The sequence below is a fragment of the Noviherbaspirillum pedocola genome, assembly GCF_016632335.1.
Lineage (GTDB): Bacteria > Pseudomonadota > Gammaproteobacteria > Burkholderiales > Burkholderiaceae_D > Noviherbaspirillum_A > Noviherbaspirillum_A pedocola.
Genome location: NZ_JAEPBG010000001.1, coordinates 200,384 through 212,839, shown reverse-complemented (window position 1 = coordinate 212,839; position 12,456 = coordinate 200,384). Strand labels below are relative to the sequence as shown.

Annotated in this window: 12 protein-coding genes; 6 read left to right on the top strand and 6 right to left on the bottom strand. The window is 64.1% G+C overall.

Annotation, left to right across the window (positions count from 1 at the left end):
* Nucleotides 1-66: 66 nt before the first annotated feature.
* The 3 genes from JJB74_RS00975 to JJB74_RS33640 all read left to right on the top strand — a co-directional run bounded on the left by JJB74_RS00975 (nucleotide 67) and on the right by JJB74_RS33640 (nucleotide 776).
* Complete coding sequence (locus JJB74_RS00975; protein ID WP_200589778.1) at nucleotides 67-396, top strand: ankyrin repeat domain-containing protein; 330 nt, start codon at nucleotides 67-69, stop codon at nucleotides 394-396.
* Nucleotides 329-559, top strand: a complete 231-nt coding sequence (locus tag JJB74_RS34135) for an ankyrin repeat domain-containing protein (protein ID WP_407672245.1) — start codon at nucleotides 329-331, stop codon at nucleotides 557-559. Before JJB74_RS00975 ends, JJB74_RS34135 begins: the two co-directional genes overlap by 68 nt.
* An 88-nt stretch (nucleotides 560-647) precedes the next feature.
* Nucleotides 648-776 (top strand): hypothetical protein, encoded by a 129-nt coding sequence (locus JJB74_RS33640; protein ID WP_267913118.1) that lies wholly within the window; start codon nucleotides 648-650, stop codon nucleotides 774-776.
* Here the strand turns inward: JJB74_RS33640 and JJB74_RS00965 are convergent.
* Complete coding sequence (locus JJB74_RS00965) at nucleotides 755-1,027, bottom strand: oxidative damage protection protein (protein WP_200589774.1); 273 nt, start codon at nucleotides 1,025-1,027, stop codon at nucleotides 755-757. The two genes, JJB74_RS33640 and JJB74_RS00965, sit on opposite strands and share 22 nt — an antisense overlap.
* Before the next feature lie 15 nt (nucleotides 1,028-1,042).
* On the bottom strand, nucleotides 1,043-2,353 hold the full coding sequence (argA, locus tag JJB74_RS00960) for an amino-acid N-acetyltransferase (RefSeq protein WP_200589772.1): 1,311 nt from the start codon (nucleotides 2,351-2,353) through the stop codon (nucleotides 1,043-1,045).
* 391 nt (nucleotides 2,354-2,744) lie between these two features.
* Between argA and hrpA the strand changes: the two genes are divergently transcribed.
* The 3 genes from hrpA to JJB74_RS00945 all read left to right on the top strand — a co-directional run bounded on the left by hrpA (nucleotide 2,745) and on the right by JJB74_RS00945 (nucleotide 7,447).
* Nucleotides 2,745-6,671: an ATP-dependent RNA helicase HrpA gene (hrpA, locus tag JJB74_RS00955; protein ID WP_200589769.1), complete on the top strand. Its 3,927-nt coding sequence runs from the start codon at nucleotides 2,745-2,747 to the stop codon at nucleotides 6,669-6,671.
* A gap of 152 nt (nucleotides 6,672-6,823) precedes the next feature.
* A complete protein-coding gene (locus JJB74_RS00950) occupies nucleotides 6,824-7,054 on the top strand; it encodes a hypothetical protein (protein ID WP_200589767.1) in 231 nt (76 codons plus the stop codon).
* Nucleotides 7,055-7,060: 6 nt separating this feature from the next.
* Nucleotides 7,061-7,447 carry a type II toxin-antitoxin system death-on-curing family toxin gene (locus JJB74_RS00945; protein ID WP_200589765.1) on the top strand — a complete coding sequence of 129 codons (387 nt, stop codon included), beginning with the start codon at nucleotides 7,061-7,063 and terminating at the stop codon, nucleotides 7,445-7,447.
* A gap of 6 nt (nucleotides 7,448-7,453) precedes the next feature.
* Here the strand turns inward: JJB74_RS00945 and JJB74_RS00940 are convergent, their stop codons facing one another.
* The 4 genes from JJB74_RS00940 to JJB74_RS00925 form a co-directional block, all read right to left on the bottom strand.
* Entirely contained in the window at nucleotides 7,454-8,203 is a 750-nt protein-coding gene (locus tag JJB74_RS00940) for an ABC transporter ATP-binding protein (protein WP_200589762.1), read from the bottom strand.
* Between the two features lie 11 nt (nucleotides 8,204-8,214).
* Nucleotides 8,215-10,002 (bottom strand): branched-chain amino acid ABC transporter ATP-binding protein/permease, encoded by a 1,788-nt coding sequence (locus tag JJB74_RS00935; protein WP_200589759.1) that lies wholly within the window; start codon nucleotides 10,000-10,002, stop codon nucleotides 8,215-8,217.
* Entirely contained in the window at nucleotides 9,999-11,054 is a 1,056-nt protein-coding gene (locus JJB74_RS00930) for a branched-chain amino acid ABC transporter permease (RefSeq protein ID WP_200589757.1), read from the bottom strand. Before JJB74_RS00930 ends, JJB74_RS00935 begins: the two co-directional genes overlap by 4 nt.
* Nucleotides 11,055-11,135: 81 nt before the next feature.
* Entirely contained in the window at nucleotides 11,136-12,299 is a 1,164-nt protein-coding gene (locus JJB74_RS00925) for an ABC transporter substrate-binding protein (RefSeq protein ID WP_200589754.1), read from the bottom strand.
* Nucleotides 12,300-12,456: the final 157 nt, after the last annotated feature.

Sequence of the window (12,456 nt, the reverse complement as noted above, 5' to 3'; positions counted from 1 at the left end):
CGCCGCTACCGCGATGCGGACGCGTTGGCATTCCACGAACCCTGACCAGGCGGAGGAGCACCGATCATGCAAGCCAGCCGCACGCAGCCGCAGTATTCCTCGAACATCCTTCCCGCCGCGAGTCAGCAACGCGCGGCCAATCCCCCGCCGGCGGGCGCACCGCAACTGCAAATCCGCTCGGTCGAAACGCCGCAAGCCTTCTTCGATGCCGCGCGCAATGGCGACGTCGGCCTGCTCGCGACGATGCTGGCCACGCGCCAGGCGAGCGCGGCGGCGGTGGAGGCGAAGAGCGGCTTGACGGCATTGATGCTGGCGGCGAAACGCGGTCATGCCGATGCCGCGCGCTTTGCTGAAGGCGGGCGCCAAGGTGGAGTTGAGGGCGGGGGGCATCGGTAATAAGGAAGGCTTGACCCCCTTGATGCAGGCGGCGTACAGCGGACATGCCGAGGTCGTCAAGGCGCTGCTTGCGGCGAAGGCGAATGTGCATGCAAGGCTATCGAATTACGTTGAGAAAGGCCGGACCGCTCTGATGCACGCCGCGCAAGCAGGGCCACCATGAGGTCGCGGCGCTGTCGCAGAGCCATATGTAGAGAGCGTGGCCTATTGCTAAGCCAGCAGTGAGCGCCACTGTTTCAAGGCCTGCGCAGATGACGAAGACGCTGCGCAACAACAAGGGCCGCGAGGAAGAAAGGGCGGCCCTGTTCGGAGAAGATTCAAAAGACCCGTCCATTGCGAACGGGCCGGTGCGGCAGGCTCAGTCCGCCGGCGGCACGTAGCCTTGCGCCATGTCCGCGCCTTCGCCGAAGAAGTGGCGTTCCATCTGCGTGGCCAGGTATTTGCGCGCGCGCACGTCGGCCAGGTTCAGGCGGTTTTCATTGATCAGCATCGTCTGATGCTTGATCCAGCCGGCCCAGGCTTCCTTGGACACGTTGTCATAGATGCGCTTGCCGAGCTCGCCCGGGTAGGGTGGGAAATCCAGGCCTTCGGCTTCGCGGTTGAGTTTGATGCAGTGGACCATGCGGGCCATCGTATTCTCCATCGGTTAAAGATTCTTGATCAGCACCTGTGAGCGGCGCTGCCAGTTGTACATGTGCTTGCGGTTCTTCGGCAGGTCTTCGACGCCGGCCAGCACGAAGCCGCGTTTCAAAAACCAGTGCGCGGTGCGCGTGGTCAGGACGAACAGCTTCCTGAAGCCGGCGGCGCGGGCCCGGCTTTCCATGTGGCTCAGCATGCGCTCGCCATCGCCTTGTCCCTGCACTTCGGGATTGACGATCAGGCATGCCATCTCCGCCATCTTCTCTTCGGGGAAGGGATACAGCGCGGCGCAGGCGAAGATCACCCCATCGTGCTCGATCACGGAAAAGTAACCGATCTCGCGCTCGATCAGCTCGCGGCCGCGCTTGACCAGCGTGCCATCGGCTTCCAGCGGTTCGATCAGCTTGATGATGCCGCCGACGTCGTCGATGTCCGCATCGCGCAGCGTCTCGAGTCGCTCGGAAGAGATCATCGTGCCCACGCCGTCATGGGTGAACAGTTCCAGCAGCGCCGAGCCATCCATTGCATACGGCACGATATGCGCCCGCGGCACGCCCTTCATGCAGGCCTGTATCGCATGCTCGAGGTAGAAGGCCGCGTCCGGCGGCAGGCAGCCGCTTTCGATGATGGCGCGCGCCTGATGCGCCGAGACTTCGCGGATTTCCGCGCCGGTGGCGTCGCACATCAGCGGCGTCTCGGTGATGAAGATCAGCTTGTCCGCGCGCAGCGCGATCGCGGCCGACATCGCCACGTCTTCCATCGTCAGGTTGAACACTTCGCCGGTCGGCGAAAAGCCCAGCGGCGACAGCATCACCAGGCCGCCGGCATTGAGAATCGGGTGAATGGTCTCATATGCGATCTTGCGCGTAACCCCGGTCAGCTGCAGATCGACGCCGTCGATGATGCCGACCGGCCGCGCGGTGACGAAGTTGCCGGAGATGATGCTGATTTCCGCATGCGCCATCGGCGTGTTCGGCAGGCCCTGGCTGAAAGCGCCTTCGATATCCAGGCGCAATTCGCCGGCGGCTTCCTTGGCGCATTCCATCGCCGCGGCATCGGTGATGCGTATGCCGTTGTGATAATGCGGCTGCACATTGCGCAGCGCCAGTTGTTCCTCGACCTGCGGCCGGCTCCCGTGCACGATCACCACGCGTATGCCGAGCGCATGCAGCAGCGACAGATCATGCGCCAGCACGGGCAAGGCGCCAGCGGTCACCAGCTCGCCGGGAAAGGCGACGACGAAGGTCTTGCCGCGGAAGGCATGTATGTAAGGCGCGACCGAGCGCAGCCACTGTACGAACTGAAGGGGGTTATCCATGGGCGGCATTATAATTCGGCCGGGCGAGGTCAGGCCTCGGGCAAGCAAGTCAGTAAGGCAATCGCGCAAGACATGGCTCCAGGCAATCGACGCCTTTGCGCATGGACCTTTGGCTGATTGCATGAGTCTCGGGTTCAATGCGAACGAACAGGAAGGCCTTTACGCCAAAATGAAACGGCGGCCATCAGGTTTTCCATTGGCGCGATCATGGAGGTCTCCATCGTAGGGTGGGCGCAGGCCACGCGTTACCCAGACCGATTTTTACGCGTGGGCTGCGCCCGCCCTACACACCGCGAAACAGAGCCCTTGCTTCGCCAGAAAGAACAAACCCGTTTTTCAATCAGAGCGAGGATGCCAGCCAACAAGCCCGCATCCGGTATTCAGGAATTTCATGCAGAACCAAGCTCAGGGCGAAGCGCTCCGGAAAACCTCCGCATCGCCAGTCCGCAATCCACTGCCTGCCATCACCTTTCCCGAAGAGCTGCCAGTCTCCGGCCGCCGTGAGGAAATCATGGCGGCGCTGGACAAGCACCAGGTCATCATCGTCTCCGGCGAGACCGGCTCGGGCAAGACCACGCAATTGCCGAAGATCTGTCTCGCGCTCGGTCGCGGCGAGCGGGGCTTGATCGGCCATACGCAGCCGCGCCGCATCGCCGCATCGTCCACCGCGCGCCGCATCGCGCAGGAACTCGGCACGCCTTTGGGCGAGCATGTCGGCTTCAAGGTGCGCTTCAATGACAACCTGACCCGCGGCGCCTGGGTCAAGCTGATGACGGACGGCATCCTGCTGGCCGAGACGCAGACCGATCCGCTCCTGAAGGCCTACGACACCATCATCATCGACGAGGCCCACGAGCGCAGCCTGAACATCGATTTCCTGCTCGGCTATCTGCGGCAATTGCTGCCGCGCCGGCCGGACCTGAAGATCATCATCACCTCGGCCACCATCGATGCCGAGCGCTTCGCGCGCCACTTTGGTTCACCCGAGCGGCCGGCCCCAGTCATCGAAGTCTCGGGCCGGCTGTATCCGGTCGAGATTCGTTACCGCCCGGTCGAGCCGGAAGAGGCCGCAAACCGGCCCGGCGCGGCGCAGCAGACCGCAGCCCAGAAGGAGCGCGGCGCGCGCGAGCTGATGGATGCCATCGCCGACGCGGTCGATGAGCTGTGCCGCCTCGGTCCCGGCGATGTGCTGGTGTTCCTGCCCGGCGAGCGCGAGATCCGCGATGCCGCCGAGACGCTGCGCAAGCATCATCCGCCGCATGTCGAGATCCTGCCGCTGTTCGCGCGGCTATCCGCGCAAGAGCAGGAGCGGGTGTTCAAGCCGTCGAACGCGCGCCGCATCGTGCTGGCCACCAACGTCGCCGAAACTTCGCTGACGGTGCCGGGCATACGCTACGTGGTCGACGTCGGCACCGCGCGCGTGAAGCGCTACAGCTACCGCAACAAGGTCGAGCAATTGCAGATCGAGCCGGTGGCGCAATCGGCGGCGAACCAGCGCGCCGGCCGCTGCGGCCGCGTCGCCGCGGGCGTGTGCATACGGCTGTATGACGAAGAGGATTTCGGGAAGCGCCCGAAATTCACCGACCCCGAGATCCTGCGCTCGTCCCTGGCCGCGGTCATCCTGCGCATGAAGTCGCTGCGCCTGACGGATGTCGAGACCTTCCCCTTCATCGAGCCGCCGCCGGGCCGCGCGATCGCCGACGGCTATCAATTGCTGCAGGAACTGGGCGCAGTCGATGAAGCCAATGCGCTCACGCCGCTGGGCAAGCAGCTTGCCAAGCTGCCGCTCGATCCGCGCGTGGGCCGCATGATCCTCGCCGCGCAAGCCAGCGATTGCCTGACTGAGATGCTGATCATTGCCTCAGCGCTGTCGGTGCAGGACCCGCGCGACAGGCCGATCGAAGCCCAGGCCGCGGCGGACCAGGCGCATAAGAAGTTCGCCGACGACAAGTCCGAGTTCAACAGCTTTCTGAAGATCTGGGCCTGGTTCGAGGACGCGATCGACCACAAGAAGAGCAACCGCCAACTGCAGGACAATTGCCGCGCCAACTTCCTGTCGCAATTGCGGCTGCGCGAATGGCGCGATGTGCACAGCCAGCTGATGACGCTGGTGAAAGAGCAGGGCTGGCGCTTGAACGGCGCACCGGCGACCTATGAGCAATTGCACACGGCGCTGCTGACGGGCCTGTTGGGCAACATCGGCTTCAAGTCGGAAGAGGATGGCATTTACCTCGGCGCGCGCGGCATCAAGTTCCATATCTGGCCCGGCTCGCCGCTGCAGAAGAAGGCAGGCCGCTGGATGATGGCGGCCGAGCTGGTGGAAACCTCGCGGCTGTATGCGCGCACTGTGGCGCAGATCCAGCCGGAGTGGCTGGAGCGCATCGGCGGCCATCTGCTCAAGCGCTCGCATGGCGAGCCGCGCTGGGAAAAGCGCGGCGCGCAGGTGGTGGCTTCGGAGCGCGCGACGCTGTATGGCCTGGTGGTCTACAGCCAGCGCCGGGTACGCTACGGCGCGTTCAATCCGCAGCATGCGCGTGAAATCTTCATCCGCGAAGCGCTGGTCGGCGGCGAGTTCGACACGCGCGCGCCTTTCCTCGCGCACAACCTGAAGCTGATGCGCGAGATCGAAAATCTCGAGCACAAGTCACGACGCCTTGATGTGCTGGTGGATGAGCACCTGATCGAAGCCTTCTACGATCAGCATCTGCCCGAGCATGTGCATGCCGGCGCGACTTTTGAATCCTGGTATCGCAAGGAAGCGGCCGAGAATCCGAAGCTGTTGTACCTGAACCGCGAAGACCTGATGCGGCATGAAGCGGCCGGCATCACTACCGAGCTGTTTCCGAAGAACTTGCGTGTGGCCGGCATCGAAATGGGACTGTCGTACCACTTCGAGCCCGGCGCGCCGCGCGATGGCGTCACGCTCACCGTGCCTCTGTATGCGCTGAACCAGGTTTCAGCCGAGCGCGCCGGCTGGCTGGTGCCGGGCATGCTGAAGGAGAAGGTGCATCTGCTGATCAAGTCGCTGCCGCAAAAGCTGCGGCGGCATTGCGTGCCGCTGCCCGAGTATGCGGCCGGCTTCGTCGACCGCATCGAAGCGCGCAAGCTCTACGGCCGCGGCGAACTGCTCGACGCATTGATTGCCGATATCCGCGAGCAGACCGGCGTGATGGTAAAGATTGCCGACTTCAAGCTCGAGACGCTGCCGGCCCATCACTTCATGAACTTCAAGGTGATCGACGAGCATGGCCGTCAGCTCGACATGGGCCGCAACCTGGCCGCGCTGCAGGCCGAACTCGGCGGCCGCGCGCGCGAGCAATTCCAGAAACTCACCGCCGAGGCCGCGATCACGGATGGCGATGCGGATGGCACGGCGCAGGTTACGGTACCGAACGGCAAGCCGGGCAAGGGCGGGCAGAGCGCCAAAGCCGGCAGAGTCGAAGCGACCAGGGATGACGGCAAGCCCGGCGCCTATCAGAACCTGATCTCATGGACCTTCGGCGAACTGCCCGAGCTGCTGGAAATCCAGCAGGGCAAGCAGACTTTGATCGGCTTTCCGGCATTGGTGGATCGGGGCAGCCATTGCGAACTCGAAGTTTTTGACGATCCGGCTGAAGCCGCGCGCATCCACCACGACGGCCTGCTGCGCTTGTTCGCGTTGCAGTTGAAGGAGCAGATCCGCTTCCTGGAAAAAAACATTCCGGGGCTGCAGGCGATGGGCATGCAATTCATGGCCCTGGGCACGCAGGAGGAGTTGCGCGACCAGATCATCCGCGCCGGCATCGAGCGCGCCTGCATGCAGGACCCGCTGCCGAAGAATGCCGAGGAATTCAATGCCAGGAAGGAAGCGGGCAAGGGCAGGGTCGGTCTGCTGGTCAACGAGATCGCGCGGCTGGCGTCGCAGATCCTGGCCGAATACCATGCGCTGCCGAAGAAGCTGCAGGGCGCGCGCGCGCATGCGCAGGCCGTGGCTGATATGCAGTCGCAGCTCGCGGCGCTGGTGGCCAAGCGCTTCATCGCCGACAACGACTATGCGCAGCTCGCGCATTTCCCGCGTTATCTGAAGGCGATCAATGTGCGCCTGGACAAGCTGCGCGCCGACCCGGCGCGTGATGCGAAGCTCATGGCCGAATGGCAGGCTGCTGCCGCGCCCTGGCAGCGCGCGCAGAAGGGCGCGGCGGCGCGCGATCCGAAGATGGTCGAGTACCGCTGGCTGCTGGAAGAATTGCGGGTGTCGCTGTACGCGCAGGAGCTGAGGACGCCGATGCCGGTGTCGACGAAGCGGCTGCAGAAGGTGTGGGAGGCGATGCAGAGGTAGGCGGCGCTGGGAAACCGCTCACCTCTGCGCCTTACAGGTTGGTGGACGAATGACCGTTGCCTTGGCCTTGGCCTGCTGTGAGGCCCATGCCGCAAGCCAACGACCACCCGTTTGAATTATCATGGCCCGTCGATCCAAGAATGGAGATACCCATGGCAAACCCGGTGCGCGAAAGCTTTGTTTCTCAAGCTGAGCCAGAACTCCTGGAGAAGTTGCGGCAGATAGCGAAGGATCAGGGACGCGAAGTTCAGGCTGTGATGGATGATGCCCTGCGCGAGTATGTCGAGCGCCAGCAGGAGGGCGGGGGACGCAAGCATGTGATGGACGCTTTTGCATCCAGCCTGGAAGAATTCGATAGCCTGTATCGAGAACTCGCCAAGTAAACCACCATGTCCCGCCGCGATTACCTCAGGGTTAGCGATGTATTGGGCATGCACGCGCTGCTTTTGCAGCGCTACGGCGGAGCAAAGGGCTTGCGCGATCCTGCTGCATTGGAAGCTGCGCTGTTCCGTCCTCAGTCCGGCTACTACGCCGATATCCTTGCCGAAGCAGCTGCCCTGTTCGAGAGTCTCGCGATCAATCATCCTTTCGTGGACGGCAACAAGCGCATTGCCTTTGCGGTCGTGGACGTCTTTCTAAGAATCAATGGCTGGCGTTTGCGCAGGGCGCCTTTGCAAATCCACGCCGAGATGATTGCAATGCTGGAAGCCGGGACCTTCGATCTTGCTCATATCGACCCCTGGTTGCGAGAGTTTGCGCAACAGCTGGGGTCGTAGAACCGCTCACCCTTCCGCTTTCCGCGTCAACCCAAGATAGGTATCAATCACTTTCGGATCATTCGCCAGCTGCGCCGCCGGGCCTTCCATGGCGATGTCGCCGGTCTCCAGCACATAGGCATGATCGGCCGCCTGCAACGCCGCGCGCGCATTCTGCTCGACCAGCAGGATGCCAACGCCGGTGGCCTTGAGGCCAACGATGATGTGGAAAATTTCCTTCACGATCAGCGGCGCCAGACCCAGCGACGGCTCGTCCAGCATCAGCAGCTTCGGCTTGGCCATCAGCGCGCGGCCCACGGCAAGCATCTGCCGCTCGCCGCCGGACAGGGTGCCGGCGTCCTGCTTGCGCCGCTCCTTCAGGCGCGGGAACAGGCGATAGACTTCATCGAGCTGATCCATGTGGCCGCGCTCGCGCGCGCGGTAGCGCCGGTAGCTGCCGAGCTGCAGATTGTCTTCCACGCTCATCGTGGCAAACAGTTCGCGCGTCTCGGGCACCAGGCACATGCCGCGCGCAACGCGGCTTTCTATGGCCACGCCGGCCATATCATGTCCATCCAGCCGTACCGAGCCGCGCATGGCGCCGTTGGCTGGCAGCGCGCCGGCAATCGCGTTCATCATCGTCGACTTGCCCGCGCCGTTGGGGCCGATCACGGTGACGATCTGGCCCGGATGCACGGTGAGATTGGCGCCGTGCAGCGCTTCGACCTTGCCATAGGCCACATGCAGGTCGGTCACTTCGAGTATGGGTGTGCTCATTGCTTGTGCGTTCAATCTATGCCGCCGAGATAGGCTTCCAGCACCGCCGGGCTCTGACGCACTTCTTCAGGCAGACCCTCGGCGATCTTGGTGCCGAATTCCATCACCACCAGGCGGTCGGTCAAATTCATCACGAAATCCATGTCATGCTCGACCAGCAGAATGCTCATGCCTTCGGCGCGCAGCTTCCTCAGCAATTCCGCCAGCGCCACCTTTTCCTTGTAGCGCAGGCCCGCGGCCGGCTCGTCGAGCAGCAGCAGCGTCGGATCGCAGCACAGCGCGCGGGCGATCTCGAGGATGCGCTGCTGGCCCAGCGCCAGGCTGCCGGCTTCCTCATACAGCATGTGCCCAAGACCGACGCGCTCGAGCTGCGTCTTCGCTTCGAACAGCAGCGCGTCTTCTTCGGCGCGGTTCAAACGCAGGATGCCGGTGGCAAGGCCCGCGACATCGCCATGGCTGCCGCGCAGATGCGCGCCGATGGCCACGTTTTCCAGCACCGTCATGCCCGGCATCAGGCGCACATGCTGGAAGGTGCGTGCAATACCGAGGCGCACGATGCTGCGCGAAGGCATGCGGTCGATGCGGCGCAGCGCGCCGTCGCTGGCGAAGCGGATTTCGCCGCTGGTCACCGGCAGTACGCCGGTGACCAGGTTGAACATGGTCGACTTGCCGGCGCCGTTCGGGCCGATCAGGCCCATGATCTCGCCGGAGCGCACTTCGAACTGCATGTCGTTGACCGCGACCAGGCCGCCGAACTGCTTGCGCGCGCGGTCCACCTGCAGTACCACGCCGCCCGGCTCAGGTTGGGCGCGTTTCTTCAGCGCAGGCGCGGCTTCCGGCGCCACGGCCTGCGGCCGCTGTGGAAACAGCCGGCGCACATACGGCCACAGGCCTTCGCGCGCGCGTTGCAGCAGCAGCACCATCAGGAGGCCGAACACGATGGTTTCGAAGTTGCCGTTCGCGCCCAGCAGGCGCGGCAGCACGGTTTGCAGCTGGTCCTTCAGGATCGTGAGCACAGTCGCGCCGAGCACCGCGCCCCACAGGTGGCCGGCGCCGCCGATGACGGCCATGAATAAGTACTCGATGCCCTGGTTCAGGCCGAAGGGCGTCGGGTTCACCGCGCGCTGTAGGTGCGCATACAGCCAGCCGGAAATGCTTGCCAAAAGCGCCGCGATCACGAAGCTCGCGACCTTCATCCACGCGGTGTTCACGCCCATGGCTTCGGCCATCACGCCGCCGCCGCGCAGCGCGCGGATTGCGCGCCCCGGGCGCGAGTTAAGCAGGTTGGCCAGCGCGATCACGGCGACGATCACCACGAACCAGATCAGGTAAAACATTTCACGGCCGCTGTTCATGTCGTGGCCGAAGAGCGTGATCGGCGGGATGCCGTTGATGCCGTCGTACTTGCCGAGGAAGTCGAGATTGCCGAACAGGAAGAACAGCGACAGGCCCCAGGCGATGGTGCCCAGCGGCAGATAGTGGCCTGACAGCCGCATCGTGATCGCGCCTATGGTGAGCGCGGCGATAGCGGTGATGGCCAGTCCAGCCAGCAGGCCCAGCCAGGGCGAGACGCCGAACTGCGTGCCGAGCCACGCGGTGGCATAGGCGCCAAGGCCGACGAAGGCCGCCTGGCCAAAGGAGGTGAGGCCGGCCACGCCGGTCAGCAGCACCAGGCCGAGCGCGACGATGGCGTACAGGCCGATGTAATTGGCCAGCGTGATCCAGAATTCCGGCGTCGGCAGCACCGGCAGCAGCGCCATGACGATGACGAAGGCAAGGAAGGCGATGCGGTTCATCATTCGTCCTCCTCTTCGACATGCTTGGAGGTCAGCGAGCGCCACAGCAGCACCGGGATGATCAGGGTGAACACGATGACTTCCTTCAGCGCCGAAGCCCAGAACGAGGAAAACGATTCCAGTAGGCCGACCAGCAGCGCGCCGGCCGCGGCGATCGGATAGCTGCCGAGCCCGCCGATGATGGCGCCGACGAAGCCCTTCAGGCCGATCAGGAATCCGCTGTCGTAATACACCGTGGTCAGCGGCGCGATCAGCACGCCGCACAGCGCGCCCATTGCGGCAGCCACGGTGAAGGCGAGCCGTCCGGCTTCCTTGGTGCCGATGCCGACCAGGCGCGCGCCGAGCCGGTTCACCGCGGTGGCGCGCAAGGCCTTGCCCGACAGGGTGCGCTCGAAATACAGGTAGAGCGCAGCGATCAGGATCGCCGCCACCGCCAGGATCACGATGCTCTGGCCCGAAATCGCCAGCGAGCCGATCGTGATCTGCGCATCGGAAAACGCCGCGGTGCGCGAGCCTTCGGCGCCGAACATCACCAGACCCAGGCCGGTCATGGCGAAATGCACGCCGACCGACACGATCAACAGCACCAGCACGCTCGATTCGGCCAGCGGCTGGAAGGCCAGGCGATAGATCATCGGGCCCATCGGCGTGACGATGGCCAGCGTCAGCAGCACCTGCAGCGGCATCGGCAGCGACGCATGGCCGAAGGCGCGGGTGGCGAACCAGACTGCCGCCGGCAGCACCAGGAACTTGATGATGGCCAGCGGCAGCGTCCTGCCGGCGCCGCGGCGCAGCTCGGCATTGGACAGCGTGTTCCAGGCTTGCTGCACGAAGCTCACCAGTCCAAGCGCAACCAGCAGGCTGGCCGTTTGCGGAAAGCGGTCCGACTGCAGCGCGGCAATGGTCAGCGCGCCATAGGAAACGAATTCGCCCTGCGGGATGAAGATCACGCGCGTGACCGAAAACACCAGCACCAGCGCCAGCGCCAGCAGCGCATAGACCGCGCCGCTGGTAATGCCGTCCTGCGCCAGGATGGCGGCGATAGAGAAATCCATGTTCAGATCCTCATGTCGAGGAAAGAGGTTGAAACAAAAAAGGGCGCGACTCGCATCGCGCCCGGAACGATCTAGAACACCTTATTGCGCATCGCCGCCCAGCTTCCACTTGCCGTTGACGATTTCCACCATCACGCGGGCGCGCTGGTCCAGGCCGAGGTGATCGGTCGGGCTCAGGTTGAACACGCCATGGGCGCCGGCGACATCCTTCGTATGCTCGATGGCGTCGCGCAGGCCGGCGCGGAATTCCTTCGTGCCCGGCTGGCCAGCCTTGAGCGCGGCGGGCACGGCGTTGGCCAGCAGCTTGCCGGCATCCCAGGCATGGCCGCCAAAGGTCGATACCGAACCGGCGCCATAAGCCTTTTCATAGGTTGCCTTGTATTCCAGCGCCGATTTCCTTACCGGGTTCGATGCCGGCAATTGCTCGGCCACCAGGATCGGACCGGACGGCAGCCAGGTGCCTTCGCAATCCTTGCCGCACACGCGCAGGAAGTCGTTGTTGGCCACGCCATGGGTCTGGTAGATCTTGCCCTTGTAGCCGCGCTCCTTCAGCGTCTTCTGCGGCAGCGCGGCCGGCGTGCCGGATCCGGCGATCAGCACCGCGTCAGGGTTGGCGCTCATGATCTTCAGGATCTGGCCCGTGACCGAGGTGTCCGGGCGGGCGAAGCGCTCGTTGGCCACGACCTTGATCTTGCGGGTGTCGGCCAGCTTGCTCAGTTCGCGATACCAGCCTTCGCCGTAGGCGTCATTGAAACCGATGAAGCCCACGGTCTTCACGCCGTGGTCGGCCATATGGGACAGGATCGCGGTGGTCATCTGCGAATCGTTCTGCGGCGTCTTGAATACCCAGTGGCGCTTGGCATCCAGCGGCTCGACGATGGAAGCCGAGGCGGCCATCGAGATCATCGGCGTGCCGGACTCGGCTGCGACGTCGATCATGGCCAGCGAATTCGGGGTGACGGTGGAGCCGATCAGCAAGTCGACATGGTCTTCACTGACCAGCTTGCGCGCGTTCTTGACCGCGGTAGTCGGATCGGTCGCATCGTCGAGCACGATGTATTCCACGGTCTTGCCGGCGATGGTCTTGGGCAGCAGCGCGATGGTGTTCTTCTCGGGGATGCCCAGCGAGGCAGCCGGGCCGGTGGCCGAAACGCTGACGCCAACCTTGATCTGCGCATGGGCGGCGCCGGAAAAGGCGAGCGCGAGCAAGGCGGGAAGGGCAGCGATGGCGAACTTTATTTTCATGAATGTCTCCGAAGCTTCGGGGATGACCGGTGGTCCGGTCTCGAATGGATTGCGGGTGGTTCGGTTCCGGTTGCGCCGCGGTCGCCATGATGAAACCGGCGCCGCGAGCGTTACGCCACCCGCGAAATTTGCAGGCAGCACTATAGCATCAAAGACA

Coding starts and splice junctions, on each gene's coding strand:
- JJB74_RS00930 (WP_200589757.1), bottom strand. CDS start 11,054: ATGGATTTCTCTATCGCCGCCATCCTGGCGCAGGACGGCATTACCAGC.
- JJB74_RS00935 (WP_200589759.1), bottom strand. CDS start 10,002: ATGATGAACCGCATCGCCTTCCTTGCCTTCGTCATCGTCATGGCGCTG.
- JJB74_RS00975 (WP_200589778.1), top strand. CDS start 67: ATGCAAGCCAGCCGCACGCAGCCGCAGTATTCCTCGAACATCCTTCCC.
- JJB74_RS00940 (WP_200589762.1), bottom strand. CDS start 8,203: ATGAGCACACCCATACTCGAAGTGACCGACCTGCATGTGGCCTATGGC.
- JJB74_RS00950 (WP_200589767.1), top strand. CDS start 6,824: ATGGCAAACCCGGTGCGCGAAAGCTTTGTTTCTCAAGCTGAGCCAGAA.
- JJB74_RS00945 (WP_200589765.1), top strand. CDS start 7,061: ATGTCCCGCCGCGATTACCTCAGGGTTAGCGATGTATTGGGCATGCAC.
- JJB74_RS00965 (WP_200589774.1), bottom strand. CDS start 1,027: ATGGCCCGCATGGTCCACTGCATCAAACTCAACCGCGAAGCCGAAGGC.
- JJB74_RS34135 (WP_407672245.1), top strand. CDS start 329: ATGCCGATGCCGCGCGCTTTGCTGAAGGCGGGCGCCAAGGTGGAGTTG.
- JJB74_RS00925 (WP_200589754.1), bottom strand. CDS start 12,299: ATGAAAATAAAGTTCGCCATCGCTGCCCTTCCCGCCTTGCTCGCGCTC.
- JJB74_RS33640 (WP_267913118.1), top strand. CDS start 648: ATGACGAAGACGCTGCGCAACAACAAGGGCCGCGAGGAAGAAAGGGCG.
- argA (WP_200589772.1), bottom strand. CDS start 2,353: ATGGATAACCCCCTTCAGTTCGTACAGTGGCTGCGCTCGGTCGCGCCT.
- hrpA (WP_200589769.1), top strand. CDS start 2,745: ATGCAGAACCAAGCTCAGGGCGAAGCGCTCCGGAAAACCTCCGCATCG.